General features: G+C 69.1%; 18 protein-coding genes and 1 tRNA gene. 14 read left to right on the top strand and 5 right to left on the bottom strand.

The features are described from left to right. The first annotated feature begins 10 nt into the window (after window positions 1-10). The 6 genes from SZ60_RS08970 (at window position 11) to SZ60_RS16480 (ending at window position 3154) form a co-directional block, all read left to right on the top strand. The gene (locus tag SZ60_RS08970) at window positions 11-535 is read left to right on the top strand and encodes a T6SS immunity protein Tdi1 domain-containing protein (RefSeq protein ID WP_156155553.1); all 525 of its coding nucleotides are present in this window, start codon (window positions 11-13) and stop codon (window positions 533-535) included. A 224-nt stretch (window positions 536-759) separates the two neighbouring features. After that, a complete protein-coding gene (locus SZ60_RS16465) occupies window positions 760-1233 on the top strand; it encodes a hypothetical protein (RefSeq protein ID WP_156155554.1) in 474 nt (157 codons plus the stop codon). Beyond that, entirely contained in the window at window positions 1230-1712 is a 483-nt protein-coding gene (locus SZ60_RS17205) for a hypothetical protein (protein WP_156155555.1), read from the top strand. The genes SZ60_RS16465 and SZ60_RS17205 overlap by 4 nt, the downstream gene beginning before the upstream one ends. Further along, a complete protein-coding gene (locus SZ60_RS16470) occupies window positions 1699-2184 on the top strand; it encodes a hypothetical protein (RefSeq protein ID WP_052505275.1) in 486 nt (161 codons plus the stop codon). The genes SZ60_RS17205 and SZ60_RS16470 overlap by 14 nt, the downstream gene beginning before the upstream one ends. A 23-nt stretch (window positions 2185-2207) precedes the next feature. After that, window positions 2208-2699 (top strand): hypothetical protein, encoded by a 492-nt coding sequence (locus SZ60_RS16475; RefSeq protein WP_052505276.1) that lies wholly within the window; start codon window positions 2208-2210, stop codon window positions 2697-2699. Then, entirely contained in the window at window positions 2696-3154 is a 459-nt protein-coding gene (locus SZ60_RS16480; RefSeq protein ID WP_052505277.1) for a hypothetical protein, read from the top strand. The genes SZ60_RS16475 and SZ60_RS16480 overlap by 4 nt, the downstream gene beginning before the upstream one ends. Window positions 3155-3186: 32 nt before the next feature. Here SZ60_RS16480 and SZ60_RS09000 read toward each other — a convergent pair whose 3' ends face one another. Continuing rightward, window positions 3187-3786 carry a hypothetical protein gene (locus SZ60_RS09000; protein ID WP_043595271.1) on the bottom strand — a complete coding sequence of 200 codons (600 nt, stop codon included), beginning with the start codon at window positions 3784-3786 and terminating at the stop codon, window positions 3187-3189. Between the two features lie 94 nt (window positions 3787-3880). Then, window positions 3881-3964 (bottom strand) — tRNA-Leu (locus tag SZ60_RS09005). 108 nt (window positions 3965-4072) lie between these two features. Here SZ60_RS09005 and SZ60_RS09010 point away from each other — a divergent pair. The 7 genes from SZ60_RS09010 to pknB all read left to right on the top strand — a co-directional run bounded on the left by SZ60_RS09010 (window position 4073) and on the right by pknB (window position 13114). Continuing rightward, complete coding sequence (locus SZ60_RS09010) at window positions 4073-4786, top strand: DUF3662 and FHA domain-containing protein (protein ID WP_043595272.1); 714 nt, start codon at window positions 4073-4075, stop codon at window positions 4784-4786. Next, complete coding sequence (locus tag SZ60_RS09015; RefSeq protein ID WP_043595274.1) at window positions 4783-5304, top strand: FHA domain-containing protein; 522 nt, start codon at window positions 4783-4785, stop codon at window positions 5302-5304. The genes SZ60_RS09010 and SZ60_RS09015 overlap by 4 nt, the downstream gene beginning before the upstream one ends. 6 nt (window positions 5305-5310) lie before the next feature. Next, complete coding sequence (locus tag SZ60_RS09020) at window positions 5311-6558, top strand: PP2C family serine/threonine-protein phosphatase (protein WP_043595276.1); 1248 nt, start codon at window positions 5311-5313, stop codon at window positions 6556-6558. Between the two features lie 85 nt (window positions 6559-6643). Continuing rightward, window positions 6644-7999 carry an FtsW/RodA/SpoVE family cell cycle protein gene (locus SZ60_RS09025; RefSeq protein WP_043595278.1) on the top strand — a complete coding sequence of 452 codons (1356 nt, stop codon included), beginning with the start codon at window positions 6644-6646 and terminating at the stop codon, window positions 7997-7999. Then, a complete protein-coding gene (locus tag SZ60_RS09030; RefSeq protein WP_043595279.1) occupies window positions 7999-9474 on the top strand; it encodes a penicillin-binding protein 2 in 1476 nt (491 codons plus the stop codon). The genes SZ60_RS09025 and SZ60_RS09030 overlap by 1 nt, the downstream gene beginning before the upstream one ends. Then, window positions 9471-11252 carry a protein kinase gene (locus tag SZ60_RS09035; protein WP_043595281.1) on the top strand — a complete coding sequence of 594 codons (1782 nt, stop codon included), beginning with the start codon at window positions 9471-9473 and terminating at the stop codon, window positions 11250-11252. The genes SZ60_RS09030 and SZ60_RS09035 overlap by 4 nt, the downstream gene beginning before the upstream one ends. A gap of 155 nt (window positions 11253-11407) precedes the next feature. Next, the gene (gene pknB, locus SZ60_RS09040) at window positions 11408-13114 is read left to right on the top strand and encodes a Stk1 family PASTA domain-containing Ser/Thr kinase (RefSeq protein WP_137846895.1); all 1707 of its coding nucleotides are present in this window, start codon (window positions 11408-11410) and stop codon (window positions 13112-13114) included. Between the two features lie 108 nt (window positions 13115-13222). Here the strand turns inward: pknB and SZ60_RS09045 are convergent, their stop codons facing one another. Genes SZ60_RS09045 through SZ60_RS09055 form a run of 3 tightly spaced genes read right to left on the bottom strand, consistent with a single transcriptional unit; the run spans window position 13223 to window position 14798 of the window. Continuing rightward, window positions 13223-13861 carry an aminodeoxychorismate/anthranilate synthase component II gene (locus tag SZ60_RS09045; RefSeq protein ID WP_043595283.1) on the bottom strand — a complete coding sequence of 213 codons (639 nt, stop codon included), beginning with the start codon at window positions 13859-13861 and terminating at the stop codon, window positions 13223-13225. Further along, window positions 13858-14019, bottom strand: coding sequence for a hypothetical protein (locus SZ60_RS17475; protein WP_043595285.1), 162 nt, complete (start codon window positions 14017-14019; stop codon window positions 13858-13860). The genes SZ60_RS09045 and SZ60_RS17475 overlap by 4 nt, the downstream gene beginning before the upstream one ends. Window positions 14020-14021: 2 nt before the next feature. Beyond that, entirely contained in the window at window positions 14022-14798 is a 777-nt protein-coding gene (locus SZ60_RS09055; RefSeq protein WP_043595287.1) for a class E sortase, read from the bottom strand. Window positions 14799-14950: 152 nt separating this feature from the next. Between SZ60_RS09055 and SZ60_RS09060 the strand changes: the two genes are divergently transcribed. After that, window positions 14951-15184 (top strand): cell division protein CrgA, encoded by a 234-nt coding sequence (locus SZ60_RS09060; RefSeq protein WP_043595289.1) that lies wholly within the window; start codon window positions 14951-14953, stop codon window positions 15182-15184. The last annotated feature ends 159 nt before the right edge of the window (window positions 15185-15343 follow it).

Raw genomic sequence — 15343 nt, forward strand, 5'->3', positions numbered from 1 at the left:
GCAGCCGTTGATGCCAGGGCCTCCACTGTCCTCCGCCAGCCTCGACGCCGCTGTCGAGCGTCTTCCCGACGACGTCGTGGCCCTGTGGCGTGACCACGGGCTGGGCGCGACGGCTGACGGGTACCTGCGCATCGTCGACCCCACCGCGTGGCAGGACGTCCTCGCCGAGGTCGCACCTCGATTCGCGGCGGCCACGCCCCTGATGTCGTCCGCCCTCGGAGACCTGGTCGTCTGGCTCGACGGCCGAGCGCACCTCCTCGAATTTCGACGGGGCACGAGCCGGATCATCGCCAACAGGCTCTCGACGCTCCTCGTCATCCTCGGCTACGAGTCGTTCCTGGCCGACCCCGACTACTTCGACTGGAGCCCCTTCCCGGAGGCGCGGGAGCGTCTCGGGGTGCCCCGCTCCGACGAATGCTTCGGTTTCAGCCCGCTGCTCGCCCTCGGAGGCCGACGATCTGCTGCGTTACTCGAGGTCGTCGACATGCGCGAGCACGTCCTCCTGATCTCCTCCGTCGCGGGCCCACTGCCGTGACTCACGCCAGCGGCACAGACGCCGCATGCTCGCATCCACTTGCACGTGAGGTGGGGCTGTCGGTCGCGACCGCGCAGTCGACGACGGGCGGGACCCTGATCCTCGTCGGAGGCGGCACATCGCCCGATGCCTACCTCGAGGCATGCCTCACGACCTCGAGAGAACTGGCGGACTCAGGAGTACTCGGGCCCGTGCCGTCCGCTCACGACTCGGAGCCCCACGGCATGCCTGCCGAGAGGGACGCACTCCGCATCCTCGGCAAAGCGCTCCATGCCGTCATCCCGCGCGACCACGATCGAGTGATCGCCCGGATCAGCGTGGTCGGCGGAGTGACAGCCGGCACGATCGAGCTGCATGCCGCAAACGGCAGCTCGACCTCTCTCTCGTCCGGTCGTGGCGTCTTCCGGGCGGCCCGCGATCTCCGGAGGGTCATGAGCAAACCCGAAGCCGGGACGTGGTTCACGGGCGTGTTCACCGTCACCGCCGGGGGGAAGCTCAGTGCGAGGTACGACTACGACCACGAGCCCGAGCTCGGGTCTTTCGCCGCCGAGGCGTACCGCGCCGACTTCGACGAGTTCCCCCGCACGCCGAAGAACACCCCCGACTGGCTGGCCGCCATCCTCGCCGGTGCCCCGACCCGCCACGACCTCGTCGGCAGGGGTGGCACACATGAGCCGAAGGGAGAACCCAAGTCATGACACGACATGAGAACCCACCCGGACTCGAGCAAGGGCGCTCTGCGCTGAGAGGGGTCGGTCTGGCTCTTCATGGCGAGATCGCAGCGGGCTTCGATCGCATCGAGGCCGAGATCAGCATCGTCGGTGGTGTCTCCTCCGGAAAGAAGCGCCTCTACCGCCCGGACGGGACGGACGACTCCATCATGGGCACGAGGGACTCCACCCTCCGTGCTCGTGAACTCAGAGAGGCCATGTACAGGCCGGGGGCCGGAACATGGTTCACCGCCTGGTTCACGGTCACGGCGGAAGGGAAGCTCCGCACGCGATTCGACTACGACAACGAACCCGAACTGGGCCACTTCGCCGCCGAGGCCTACCGAGCCGACTTCGATGAGTTCCCCCGCACCCCCGAGAACACCCCCGACTGGCTCGCCGCCATCCTCGCCGGTGCCCCGACCCGCCACGACCTCGTTCGCCTCGGACACGATGACCGGCGCTGAGGAGAGCCGCTCTGCTTCACGTGACGGGCAGCCGGCGGGACTCGAAGCCGAACGCGTCCAACTGCGCGCCATCGGTCGTCTGCTGTATCCGACTCTGAACTCAGAACACGATCGTGTCGAGATGCAGGTCAGCGTGGCGGGCGGCGTCCTCGCCGGCCGGACCCGTGTCCATCGACTCGACGGTTCGCTCGAATCGATCATCGGGCCTGTCGATGCGTTCGAGGCGGCCGAAGTCCTCCGCGGCGCCATGCACCGTCGAGATGCGGGGACCTGGTTCACCGCGGTGTTCACGGTCACGGCGGCCGGCAAGACGAGCGCGTCGTACGACTACGACCACGAGCCCGAGTTGGGCCACTTCTCCGCGGATGCCTACAGGGCCGATCTGGCTCGATTTCCCCGCACCCCCGAGAACACCCCGCATTGGCTGGCTGCCATCCTCGCCGGCGCCCCGACCCGCCACGACCGCAAGTGATCGATGACCGAAGGGGTACACGCATGTCCGACGGCCCACCGACGACCGGCATCGAGGCCGAGCGCACGATCCTCCGAGACATCGGCCGGCAGCTGTACGGCCTGCTCCCGACCGGCTTCGACCGGATCGTCATGAAGACCAGCATCGCTGGGGGCGTCATGGCCGGTGAGACGGTCCTGCCCCGCATCGACGGGAGCGAGGACCACGCGCTGCCCGACGAGACGACCTTCCGGGCGGCACGCGACCTCCGGAAGGCGATGTACCGACCCGGTTCGGGTACCTGGTTCACCGCGGTGTTCACGGTCACGGCGACCGGCAAGATGAGCGCGTCGTACGACTACGACAACGAACCCGAGCTGGGCCACTTCGCCGCCGAGGCCTACCGAGCCGACTTCGACGAGTTCCCCCGCACCCCCGAGAACACCCCCGACTGGCTCGCCGCCATCCTCGCCGGCGCCCCGACCCGCCACGACCTGGCCGGCCGAGCCGACGGTGGCGGCGGGGCCGAGCGATGAGCGAACACGACGACGGCGGTGGCCGCGTGCCGATCGAACGTGATGCCCTCCGTCGGGTGGGTCTCGCCGTCCACCGCATGATGCCTCGAGGCTCCGTCCGGGCGGAGTTCGACTTCTCCGAGGTCGGAGGCGTCCGGGTGGCATCCGTGGGTTTCTTCGACGAAGCCGGCCACGAGTCGTCCACTCCCGACACGGACGAGGCGGGCGCCGCCGCCTCCGACCTCCGACGGCTCATGTACCGAGCCGACGTCGGATCGTGGTTCAGCGCCCGCTTCCGGGTCACCGCCGCCGGCAAGCTCGGCACCTCGTTCGACTTCGACCACCGCGCTCCTCACACCTGGATCGACGACCAGGCCTACCTCGACGATCTCGAGTCGTACCCACGGCCCGCCGAGGCGATCCCTGGCTGGCTCGCCGCCGTCGTCGCCTCGCGATCGGCCGGAGGCTCTCCGTGACCGGCCTCACGGGCTGATCGGGCCGAGACGCCTCAGAGCGGCAGCACGGCCTCGAGGGCGAGCGGGTCGCCGTCGATCGCGATGTCGTTGAGCTGCCGGCCGACGAACTCCGCGGCCTCGACCGTGTCCGACTCGATCCGGTGCCCCGTGCCCTCGACGACGAGCGCCCAGGCGACCGGACCCCCGGAGGCGCGGGTCACCTCGAGACGGCAGCGCGTCAGTTCGCGGTCCTGTCCGAATCGCATCTCCGACAGGTCGGTGATGACCATGCACTCGAGGTCGTCGAGGAACCCGTGCAGGGTGGCGTCCCTCGCGATCTCGAGCCGCGCCTCCTCGTCGAGGCCGTCGGCGGACGAGGTGAACCGCGTGCCCTCGACGGTCCGGACGATCCATGAGACGTGGTCGCCGACGGTGACGAAGGACTGCATGCTGCTGATCCTCGGCCCGATGTCGGCATGCGCGTACACCGGGGGCAGGTCGGTGACGCTGACGACGACGCCGTCGCGGCGACCCACGACGCGGCGGTCGGAGTCGACGACGATGCGCTGGTTGCGGGGCACCCACGGGGCCTTCGGGAACTCGTCGAAGAGCACCTCGTCGAACTCGAACACGACCGCGCTCTGCTGGCTCATCGCACCAGACAACCACTGCACGGGCCGACGGCGACGGGTGGGACCAGAGCAGGGAAAGAGAGAAGGCCCACCCGGAGGTGAGCCTTCACGTTCGTGCGCGAGGGGGGACTTGAACCCCCACGCCCTTTCGAGCACTGGCACCTGAAGCCAGCGCGTCTGCCAATTCCGCCACTCGCGCGAACTCGTAGACTTTAGCATGCGTGGGACGCCCGAAAGAGCACCGGTGAGTCCCTTTCACTCGTTCGGGCTAAGATCGGGCGACCAGAGACCCCGAACCTGGAGACCCATGGGACTGCTCGACAACTTCGAACGCGGGCTGGAGCGCGCCGTCAACGGCGCCTTCGCCAAGACGTTCCGTTCGGGCGTGCAACCACTCGAGATCACGAACGCGCTGCGCCGTGAGCTCGACACCAAGGCCGCGGTGGTCTCGCGTGACCGCATCCTCGTGCCCAACGAACTCCAGGTGCGCCTCGCCCCCATCGACTACGAGAAGATGTCCGGCATCGGTCCGGCCCTGATCGACGAGCTCACGCAGCTCACCCAGCGGCACGCCACCGCCCAGGGGTACCAGTTCGCCGGGCCCCTCGGCATCCGCCTCCGCGAGGACGACTCGCTGAGCGTCGGCATCATGTCGGTCGACTCGCGCAACCTGCGCGGCGAGGTGCAGTGGAAGCCGTTCGTCGAGATCGACGGCAAGCGCCGCGAGCTCAGCGGAGCCCGCACCATCATCGGCCGCGGCAGCGACGCCGACATCACCGTGCAAGACACGGGGACGTCGCGTCAGCACGTCGAGATCCTGTGGGACGGGTCACGCGCCCAGGTCCGCGACCTCGGCTCGACGAACGGGTCGAAGCTCAACGGCAACCCACTGACGAAGGCCCCGCTGCAGCCCGATTCGGTGATCCAGATCGGTCGTACGCGTATCGTGTTCCGCGTGCTCCCCCAGTCATCGACGCCCGACCCCTTCGACGGGCCCGACTCCACGGGTGGCCGACGATGACCTCAGCCCTCACCCTGCTGGTGCTCCACTTCGGCTTCCTGGCCGTCCTGTGGCTGTTCGTCTTCGTGATCGTGTTCGCGCTGCGGAGCGACCTCTTCGGGCAGCGGGCGCGCAAGATGCCCGCCGACGCCACACCCGGCAAGGCGAGCTCGACCGCCACCGCGCCTCCTGCCCCCGCCCCGCGTCCCGCGCCCGCCGCGCCGGCACCGACGCCGCAGGGTGACGGGCGCGCCACGCGCCTGGTCATCACCAAGGGCGCCAAGGCCGGCCTCGAGATGCCCCTCGGCGACGGGCCGCTCACCATCGGGCGATCCCAAGAGAGCAACCTCGTGATCCGCGACGACTACACCTCGACCCACCACGCGCGCCTCATGCTCTGGAACGGCCGCTGGGTCGTGCAAGACCTCGACTCCACCAACGGCACGTTCCTCGCCGGTGAGCGCGTGTCGGTCCCCACCCCCGTGCCCACGGGCGCGACCGTGACGATCGGGCAGACGAGCTTCGAGCTCCGGCGGTAGGCCCTCATGACGACGCACGCCAAGAGTGCCGCTCTGTCCAACGTGGGCAAGATCCGGTCCAACAACCAAGACAGCGGCTACGCCGGCACGCAACTCTTCGTCGTCGCCGACGGCATGGGCGGGCACGCGGGCGGCGACGTGGCCTCGGCCATCGCGATCCGACGGATCCGCGAGACCGACCGCGTCTACACCTCGCCGGGTGACGCCGAGTTCGCGCTGCAGTCGTCGTTGATCGCCGCGAACCAGTTGCTGGCCGAGACCGTCTTCGAACACCAGGAGCTCACCGGCATGGGCACCACCGTCAGCGCCATGCTGCGCGTCGGTGACAGCATGGCGATCGCCCACATCGGCGACTCGCGCATCTACCTGTTCCGCGAGGGCGAGCTCAGCCAGATCACCGCCGACCACACCTTCGTGCAGCGCCTGGTCGACAGCGGACGCATCACGCCCGAAGAAGCGGCGGTCCACCCCCGACGCAGCGTGCTGATGCGCGTGCTCGGCGACGTCGACGCGGCACCCGAGATCGACACGGCCACCCTCGGCACGCAGCCCGGCGACCGCTGGCTGATCTGCTCGGACGGCCTCAGCAGCTACCTCGCCGAGGAGCGCATCAAGAAGGCCATGGCCATGGGTCTCGACGCCGAGCAGACGGCCCGGCGCCTCGTGAAGGAGACCCTCGACCACGGCGCCCCCGACAACGTGACCGTCGTCATCGTCGACGTCGACGAGTCGGGCGACTCGGCACTCGACGAACCCGTCACGGTCGGGTCGGCCGCCGCACCCCTCAGCTTCGACAGCGACGCCGGGCGCAAGCAGCTCCGTCTGCCGACGATCCTGCTGCACCCGCTCAAGGTCGCCACGACGCCGGAAGACAGCCACTTCGAGCCCGAGAGCGACGAGTACCTCGCCGAGCTCATCGCCGAAGACAAACGTCGCCGTCGCCGTCGCCGCATCACCTGGCTGACCGCCCTCGTCGTCGCGATCGCCGCGCTCGTCGCCGGGCTCGTGCTGACCTACCAGTGGACGCAAGACCACTACTACGTGGGCGAAGAGCGGGGCACGGTCGTCATCTACAAGGGCGTGCAACAGAGCCTCGGGCCCATCGGCCTCTCGAGCGTCTACGAGACCACCGACGTCCAGGTCGACGACCTGCCGAACTACACGCAGACCACCGTCGAAGACACCATCAACGCCGGTTCCCTCGCGGACGCCAGGGCCATCGTCGAGAGGTTGGCCGATGCCAGCAACCCCTGACGCACCCGGTGGTGACGCGACCGAGGTCATCGGTCGCGTAGGAGGCGCGCGCAAGCCGTCCGCGAAGGCGTCGCGTCCCACGAACATGACGCAGGCGATCTCGCTGCGCCTGCGCGAACCCGCGCGCCTCCGCAACCTCGAACTGCTCATGCTGCTGATCGCCTGCGGCGTCGCCGCCGGAGCGATGGTGCTGGTCCAGCTCGGTGCGACCGGCGAGGTCGACCCGACCGTGCTGATCGCCGGCTCGATGGTGCTGGGCCTGGCCCTGATCTTCCACGTCGTCCTGCGGGTCGTCGCCCGCGAGGCCGACCCGTTCGTCATGCCGATCGCCGTCACCCTGAACGGCATCGGCATCGCGATGATCTACCGCCTCGACCTGGCCGAGGGGCGTGAGGGCTGGGGCGCGCTGGGCATCAAGCAGATGGTCTGGACCGTCCTCGCGATGGTGATCGCCCTCGCCGTGCTGCTCGTGATCCGCAACTACCGGGTGCTGTCGCGGTACCGCTACATCGCGATGTTCGTGTCGATCGTGCTGCTGCTGCTGCCCCTCCTGCCGGGCATCGGCCGCGAGGGGCTGAACGCCCGCGTGTGGATCGACATCGGCCCGTTCTCGTTCCAGCCGGGTGAGATCGCCAAGATCACGCTGGCGATCTTCTTCGCCGGCTACCTCGTCACCGCCCGCGACAACCTCTCGCTCATGGGGCCGAAGATCCTGGGCATGCGGTTCCCGCGGCCGCGCGACCTCGGGCCGATCCTCATCGTCTGGCTCGTCGCCATGGGCGTCCTGATCTTCCAGCGCGACCTCGGCACCTCGTTGCTCTACTTCGGGCTGTTCCTCGTCATGATCTACGTGGGCACGGGGCGCGCGAGCTGGATCGTGCTCGGCGTCGGCCTCTTCCTCGGAGGGGCCCTGATCGCCAGCACCTTCCTGGGGTACGTGCAGGGCCGTTTCGCCGCCTGGCTCAACCCCTTCGCCCAGTCCGAGTACGACGCCGTCGGCGGGTCGTTCCAGCTCGTCCAAGGCCTGTTCGGCCTGGCGAACGGCGGACTGATCGGCACGGGGCTCGGTCAGGGCCGTCCGCAGACCACACCGCTCGCCGAGAGCGACTACATCTTCGCATCCCTCGGTGAAGAACTCGGCCTCACCGGGCTCTTCGCCATCCTGGCGCTCTACCTCCTGCTCGTCTCCCGCGGGTTCCGCATCGGCTTCGTGGGTCAGGACGACTTCGGTCGCATGCTCGGGGTCGGCGTCGCGTTCGTCGTGGCCCTGCAGGTCTTCGTGGTCATGGGTGGCGTGACGAGGGTGATCCCGCTCACGGGCCTCACCGCTCCCTTCCTCGCCGCGGGCGGTTCGTCGCTCGTGGCCAACTGGATCATCGTGGCCCTGCTGCTGCGACTGTCCGACTCCGTGCGCAACCAACCGAGGCTGGTGATCGGCTGATGAACAAAGAACTCCGACGCGTGAGCTACGTGGTGCTCGCCATGTTCGTCGCGCTCTTCCTCTCGACGACCTACATCACGGCGTTCCAGGCCGACGCGCTGAACGCCGACGCCCGCAACTCGCGGGCGCTGCTCGCCAGCTACTCGGCCCAGCGCGGCCCCATCCTGGTCGGCGGCCAGGCGATCGCGCAGTCGACCCCCGTCGACGACCAGTACGAGTTCCAGCGCACGTACTCGCAGCCCGACCTCTACGCACCCGTCGCCGGCTACTACACGCTGGGCCAGGGGTCCCGGGGCATCGAGGACGCCATGAACCGGTACCTCACGGGCAACGCGAACTCGCAGTTCTTCGACCAGGTCAACTCGCTGCTCACGGGTCAGGACCCCGAGGGCGCCACGGTCAACCTCACCCTCGACCCCACGGTGCAGCAGGCCGCGTACGACGCGCTCGGCTCGAACTCCGGCTCGGTCGTCGCGATGGATCCGAAGACCGGCAAGATCCTCGCCATGGTCTCGAAGCCCAGCTACGACCCCAACCCGCTCGCCAGCCACGACCGCCAGACCGTCACCGACGCCTACGACTCGTTGATCGCCGACCCCTCGGCCCCGCTGCAGAACCGGGCGATCCAGGGCGACCTCTACGCGCCGGGATCGACCTTCAAGCTGATCACGACGGCGGCGGCGCTCGAGAGCGGTGACTACACGCCCGACAGCGCGTTCCCCAACCCGTCGACGCTGACGCTGCCCGGCACCAGCACGAACATCAACAACGCCGAGGGCGGAAGCTGCGGCGGCGGTGAGACGGCGACGATCGCGACGGCCCTCCGCCTGTCGTGCAACATCCCCATGGCCCAGCTCGGTCAGGCCCTCGGGGCGAAGGCCCTGCAAGAGCAGGCCGAGAAGTTCGGCTTCGGCGACAAGTCGATCGGCGTCCCCCAGGCCGTCACGCCGAGCCAGTTCCCCATCGAGGACTCCAAGGGCCAGGCCATCAACGACGCCACCCTCATGCTCCAGTCGTTCGGGCAGGGGTCCGACCGAGTGACGCCCCTGCAGATGGCCATGGTCTCGTCCGCCATCGCCAACGGCGGCACCGAGATGAACCCGACGTTGATCGAGAGCGTCCTGAACCCCGACCTGAGCCCGGTCGAGGATTTCTCGCCCTCCGAGTACGGCAAGCCCATCAGCTCCCAGACTGCGGCCACGATGACCGACATGATGGTGCAGGACGTCGCGAACGGTGCGGCGAGCAATGCAAGAATTGACGGCGTCGACGTCGCCGGCAAGACAGGAACGGCCGAGAACGGCCCCGGCGAGCCGTACACCCTCTGGTTCACCGGGTTCGCGCCTGCTGCTGACCCCGAGGTCGCGGTCGCCGTCGTCGTCGAGAACGGCGGCGGACAGGGCCAGTCCGCATTCGGCAACAGTGTCGCGTCACCGATCGCGAAGAAAGTACTAGAGGCGGTGCTGAACAAATGAGACCATCCGGCGGAGTCACCTTCGGTGGGCGTTACCAGCTGTCGACCCGAGTCGCCATCGGCGGCATGGGCGAGGTCTGGGAAGCCACCGACCTCGTCATCGGCCGTACGGTCGCCATCAAGATCCTCAAGGACGAGTACCTGGGCGATCCGGGCTTCCTCGAGCGCTTCCGCGCCGAGGCCCGCCACGCGGCCCTCGTCAACCACGAGGGCATCGCGAACGTCTTCGACTACGGCGAGGAAGAGGGCAGCGCCTACCTGGTGATGGAGCTCGTCCCCGGCGAGGCCATGTCGACGGTCCTCGAGCGCGATCGGGTCCTGCCCACCGACAAGGTCCTCGACATCGTCGCGCAGACGGCGTCGGCCCTGCAGGCCGCCCACGCCGCCGGACTCGTGCACCGCGACATCAAGCCCGGCAACCTGCTCGTCACCCCCGACGGCCGGGTGAAGATCACCGACTTCGGCATCGCACGCATCGCCGACCAGGTGCCGCTGACGGCCACGGGTCAGGTCATGGGCACCGTGCAGTACCTCTCACCCGAGCAGGCGAGCGGCCACCCGGCGTCCCCGAGCACCGACATCTACTCGCTGGGCATCGTCGCCTACGAGGCCCTCGCCGGTCGCCGCCCGTTCACGGGCGAGTCCCAGGTCGCCATCGCCATGGCGCAGATCAACGAACAGCCGCCCGATCTCCCGTCGACGGTCTCCGAACCCGTGCGCCGTCTCGTCCTGTCGTGCATCGCCAAGAAGCCCGGAGAACGGCCCGCGACGGCCTCGGCCCTCGCCCAGGCGGCACGCGCCCTCCGTCGCGGCGACGTCGCCGCCGCGACCGTCGCCGTGCCGGCGATCGGTGCGGCAGCCGCCACGCCCGCCGACGCCGCGACCCAGGCCTTCAACGCCCAGGACGCCACGACGCAGCTGTTCGATCCGATGGCCACCCGAGCCCAGAGCGCCGCGGGTGGTGCGGCCGCGGGCTACGTGGCCGGCTCGGCCGATCCCGACGCCCTGCGCGACGGCGACGACGAGCCCGCCGACGAGAAGAAGCGCAGCCCCTGGTTCTGGCCGTTGATCGTCCTGGCCGTCCTGGCCGTCATCGCCCTCGTGGTCGGCATCGTCTTCGCGGTGGGCAACACCGACGACCCGGCGCCCGCGCCGACGACCTCGAGCAGCACGCCGTCGCCGACCCGGACGACTCCGACGCCGACCCCGACCCCGACATCCGTGACGGTGTCCTCGGGCGACTACGTGGGGCTGACCGAGGCCGCTGCCCGCGCCTCCCTCGAAGAGCTGGGCCTGCAGGTCGACTCGGCCGACGCCGGATCGAGCGCTCCGAGCCCCGACCAGGTCGGCACGGTCGCCAGCATCGACCCGACGGGCGCCCTCGAGAAGGGCTCCTCGGTGACGATCTACATCTACCGCGCGGCCCCGACCCCTGCCCAGCCCTCGACGCCCACGGCGACGCCGGGTCAGATCGCCGCCGGCCAGACCGCCACGATCAACTGGCCCGCCTACACGGGGTGCCCGACCGGCTACTCGCTCACCGGGTACTCGTACACGATCACCGGCGGAACCGACACCTCCGGTCAGTCGGCCGGCGGCCTCGGCGCGAACGCGACCTCCCTCACGGTGACGGCCACGGCCGCCGGAAACCTCACGGTCAGCTACGTGGCCAACTGCGGTCAGATCGCGTCCGAGCCGTCTCCTGGCGTCACCGTCACCGTGACGGCGCCGGCCACGTCGCCCGCTCCGAGCCCCTCGGAAGGCCCCGACCAGCAATAGGTTCCTCGTGACCCCGGTCGTGCGGTCGACCGGGGTCGCGAAGGCCTGACAATCATCCCTGCGGCCTAGGCCCGTACCCAGTCCGGGGGCGGCCGCCCCGGTACACTGGCTCCGACCGTGTCGCCAGACAGGGGTGGGTCGTTGGGAGAACAGGCGTGGCTGAAGGTGTGAGAGAGAGCATCCATCTCCTCGCCAACCGGTACCAGATCGGTGACCTGATCGGCCGCGGTGGCATGGCCGACGTCCACGTCGGCACCGACGCCCGGCTCGGTCGCAAGATCGCCGTCAAGCTGATGAAGCCCAGCCTCGCCACCGATCCGGCCTTCCGCTCGAGGTTCCGCCAAGAGGCCCAGGCCGCCGCCCGCATGGCGCACCCGACCATCGTCCGGGTCTTCGACGCCGGCGAAGAGGTCGTCCGCGACAGCCGTGGGCTCGACGTGGTCGTCCCGTTCATCGTCATGGAGTACGTCGAGGGGCGTCTGCTCAAGGACATCGTCGCCGAGGGTCCGCTCGACCCCGACGAGGCCGTCCGGGTCACCGCAGGGGTGCTGACGGCCCTCGAGTACTCGCACCGCGCGGGTGTGGTGCACCGCGACATCAAACCCGGCAACGTCATGCTGACCAACTCCGGTCAGGTCAAGGTGATGGACTTCGGCATCGCCCGAGCCATCAGCGACTCCGCGGCCACCGTCGCGCAGACCACGGCGATCCTCGGCACCGCCCAGTACTTCAGCCCCGAGCAGGCGCGCGGTGAGACCGTCGACGCCCGCACCGACCTCTACTCGACGGGCGTCATGCTCTTCGAGTTGCTCACGGGCAAGCCGCCCTTCACCGGCGACAGCGCCGTCGCGGTCGCCTACCGTCACGTCAGCGAGCCCCCTGTCCCGCCGAGCACGGTCGAGCGGGGCGTCAGTCCGGCGCTCGACGCCGTCGTCCTGCACGCGCTCACCAAAGACCGCTTCGACCGCTTCCAGAGCGCCGCCGAGTTCCGTGACGACCTCGAGGCCGCCGGTGCCGGTCGCGCGCCGGCCCGCCGCCCGCATGCCGTCGACGCAGGTTCCACGCTCTTCGGCGTCAACCCGCACTCGAGCGCCGGCAGCGAGGCCGCGTTGAAAGAGCTCCAGTCCGACGACACGGGACGACCCCAGCGAACGCAGACCCGCCCTCCGGTGGCCTGGATCTGGGCGGGCATCGTGCTCGTGGCCGTCGTCATCGTGGCCGTCGTCTTCTGGGTGGTCAATCTCACCCCGCCCACGGTCGACAACGCCCAGTCGTCTCGCATTCCCGACCTCGTCGGGGTCAGCTTCGAGACCGGGTCCGCCCGCCTCGACGACCTGGGCCTGACGGTCATCCGTGCCGACGCCAGCAGCCCGACCATCGACGCCGGCGACATCGTCTCGACCGATCCCCTGCCCGGCACGTCCGTCCCGAAAGAGTTCGCGGTCACGGTGACCGTCTCGTCCGGGCCGCAACTCGTCGCGATGCCCTCGGTCACCGGCCAGACGGTGGATGCCGCGTGGCAGGCCGTCACCGACGCCGGTCTCGAACGGGGTCAGCAGAGCACCGATTACTCGCCCACGGTGCCCGAGGGGTCCGTGCTCTCGTCGGATCCGGCGGCGGCCTCGCAGGTCGCCCTCGGCTCGGACGTCGACCTCGTGGTGTCCAACGGCCTCGTGCAGCTTCCCGACGTCAGTCGTCAGCCTTCCGAAGAGGCCATCACGACCCTCCGTGACCAGCTGGGTCTGACGGTCACCCCTCAGGCCGACCCCGGCTGCACCGGCGAGACCGTGTCGGGCATGAGCGTCCCCCCAGGCGACGTCGCTCAGGGCTCGGCCGTCACCCTCCGCATCTGCACCGGCTGACCCCTTCGCGATCCAGAGTTCCCTTTGCGGGTTCGACGCGACAGCACCCTGCCGACGGTTCTGTGCCGACGGTTCTGTGCCGATGGTCCGACGCAGAGACCGTGACGGTCAGCCCAGGTCGACGAGAGGATCGAGCCCTCTCGCCGTCTCGGCCGCTTCCGGCAGGCCGGCGAACGACAACCAGTTGCCGATCATCTGGTAGCCGCCCTGCGTCAGCACCGACTCGGGGTGGAACTGCACGCCGTACACGGGCGCGGAGCGGTGGCGCAGGCCCATGATGACGCCACCCGTGGTGCGCGAGGTCACCTCGAGCGTCTCGGGCACCGTCTCGTCCACGACCGCGAGCGAGTGGTACCGCGTCGCGGTGAAGGGCTGGGGGACCCCGTCGTAGAACGCGCTGTCGTCGTGCTCGACGGCCGACGTCTTGCCGTGCATCAGTTCGTCGGCATGGGTGACCGTGGCCCCCAGGGCCTCGGCGATGGCCTGGTGCCCGAGGCAGACGCCCAGCAGCGGCTTGTCGGCGGCCAGGGCGGCGTGGACGACGTCGATCGAGACGCCGGCGGCCGCGGGTGTCCCCGGGCCGGGCGAGAGCAGCACGGCGTCGTACTCGGCGATGCGGTCGGCGGTGTCGGCCGCCTCGAAGGCGTCGTTGCGCACGACGTCCGTCTCGGCCCCCAACTGCTGGAGGTAACCGTTCAGCGTGTAGACGAAGCTGTCGTAGTTGTCGAGGACCAGGATGCGCGTCATGGTTGCTCCACGGTGACGTCGGGGGTGGGCAGGAGTTCGTTGACGTAGGGGAAGACCCACTCGACGAGGGCGAACAGCACGGCGGCGATCAGGACGAGCACGAGCACGAGCCTCACCCACCAGGGGCCGGGCAGGATGCGCCAGAGGGCGGAGTACACGGTCAGCCTCCGATTCCGGCAGCGGCGAGCTCGGCGGGTGCACCGGCCGACAACGGCTGCCACGAGTCGAACACACCGTAGGCGACGATGCGTTCTTGGGCGGTGAACATCGGGTTGCAGCTTGTCAGGGTGATCAGGCGGTCGCCCGAGGTCGCCGACACGTCGGGGGCGTCGGGGACCTGCTGCAGCACGGAGACCTGGGTGGCCTGGACGTACTGCAGGTTGCGGAACGAGTAGGTGAACCAGCCGTCCTGCGTCTGGACGTACATCTTGTCGCCCTCTTGAAGGTCGGCGATCTTGTTGAAGGGCGCCCCGTAGGTGGTCCGGTGGGCGGCGATGCCGAAGTTGCCGACCTGACCGGGCATCTGGGTCTCGTCGTAGTGACCGATGCCGATCTTGTTGAGGGTGCGCACGGTGCTCGTGCCCCCGGCGATCGGGACGGCGTAGTCGGCGCCGAACCGTGGGACGTAGAAGTTCGCGAACGTCTCGGCCTCTGCCGGCGCCGCCCCGACGGGCGGTTCGCCGTACGATCCGTCGCTCGACGGCTCGGGTGCCGGCGTCGCCACCTGGTCGAACTGTTCGCTCAGTCGTGCTGCGTCGCCTTTGTAGGCGTCGGCCACGACGAGATCGTTGAACCACTGCTGCCACCCGATGAAGAGCAGCACCAGCACACCGGCGGTGATGAGCAGTTCTCCGAGGACGCTAACGAAGGAGGCGCGTGAACGAGGCCGACGCCTCGTGCGCCTCGAGATCGTGGCCTCGCCCCCGTGGTCCGTCATGACTCGATTCTAGGCGGGCTTCCGGTCCCCCGAGACGGCGGAGGCCACCGGTGGACAACGTGTGGAGAGCATGTGGAGAACCCGGCCGTTCCCATGGACGGCCGAGACGGCCTTCCCAGGACCCAAAAGGGCCTCACGGTACACTGTGCGCCATGGCCAAAGACACGAACCGCAGCACGAAGCCCGCCCGCACCGCAGAGGACGCACCGAACCCCGTGTGGTTCAAGCCGGTCATGTTCGGCTTCATGCTCGTCGGTCTCGCCTGGATCGTGGTCTTCTACGTCAGCCAGAGCACCCTGCCGGTGGCGTCGCTCGGCTCGTGGAACATCTTGGTCGGCTTCGGCATCATGTTCATCGGCTTCTTGATGACCACCCGGTGGCGCTAGAACGCACCTTCGAACTTACACGCCTGTAACTATCCCCATTGTGGGAAACCCTGTGGATAACTTTCCTGTGGATAACTCGGGCAGGTGAGATCGCGTCGGCCGACGAGAAGAGGCGGCTCCCCGATGGGGAGCCGCCTCTCGTCGTTCGTGGGCCGATCG

It is taken from the genome of Frigoribacterium sp. MEB024 (assembly GCF_000878135.1).
GTDB lineage: Bacteria > Actinomycetota > Actinomycetes > Actinomycetales > Microbacteriaceae > Frigoribacterium.

Coding starts and splice junctions, on each gene's coding strand:
- SZ60_RS16465 (WP_156155554.1), top strand. CDS start 760: ATGCCTGCCGAGAGGGACGCACTCCGCATCCTCGGCAAAGCGCTCCAT.
- SZ60_RS09035 (WP_043595281.1), top strand. CDS start 9,471: ATGAGACCATCCGGCGGAGTCACCTTCGGTGGGCGTTACCAGCTGTCG.
- SZ60_RS16470 (WP_052505275.1), top strand. CDS start 1,699: ATGACCGGCGCTGAGGAGAGCCGCTCTGCTTCACGTGACGGGCAGCCG.
- SZ60_RS09020 (WP_043595276.1), top strand. CDS start 5,311: ATGACGACGCACGCCAAGAGTGCCGCTCTGTCCAACGTGGGCAAGATC.
- SZ60_RS17205 (WP_156155555.1), top strand. CDS start 1,230: ATGACACGACATGAGAACCCACCCGGACTCGAGCAAGGGCGCTCTGCG.
- SZ60_RS09060 (WP_043595289.1), top strand. CDS start 14,951: ATGGCCAAAGACACGAACCGCAGCACGAAGCCCGCCCGCACCGCAGAG.
- SZ60_RS08970 (WP_156155553.1), top strand. CDS start 11: ATGCCAGGGCCTCCACTGTCCTCCGCCAGCCTCGACGCCGCTGTCGAG.
- SZ60_RS09045 (WP_043595283.1), bottom strand. CDS start 13,861: ATGACGCGCATCCTGGTCCTCGACAACTACGACAGCTTCGTCTACACG.
- SZ60_RS16475 (WP_052505276.1), top strand. CDS start 2,208: ATGTCCGACGGCCCACCGACGACCGGCATCGAGGCCGAGCGCACGATC.
- SZ60_RS09055 (WP_043595287.1), bottom strand. CDS start 14,798: ATGACGGACCACGGGGGCGAGGCCACGATCTCGAGGCGCACGAGGCGT.
- SZ60_RS09010 (WP_043595272.1), top strand. CDS start 4,073: ATGGGACTGCTCGACAACTTCGAACGCGGGCTGGAGCGCGCCGTCAAC.
- SZ60_RS09000 (WP_043595271.1), bottom strand. CDS start 3,786: ATGAGCCAGCAGAGCGCGGTCGTGTTCGAGTTCGACGAGGTGCTCTTC.
- SZ60_RS09015 (WP_043595274.1), top strand. CDS start 4,783: ATGACCTCAGCCCTCACCCTGCTGGTGCTCCACTTCGGCTTCCTGGCC.
- SZ60_RS09030 (WP_043595279.1), top strand. CDS start 7,999: ATGAACAAAGAACTCCGACGCGTGAGCTACGTGGTGCTCGCCATGTTC.
- SZ60_RS09025 (WP_043595278.1), top strand. CDS start 6,644: ATGACGCAGGCGATCTCGCTGCGCCTGCGCGAACCCGCGCGCCTCCGC.
- SZ60_RS16480 (WP_052505277.1), top strand. CDS start 2,696: ATGAGCGAACACGACGACGGCGGTGGCCGCGTGCCGATCGAACGTGAT.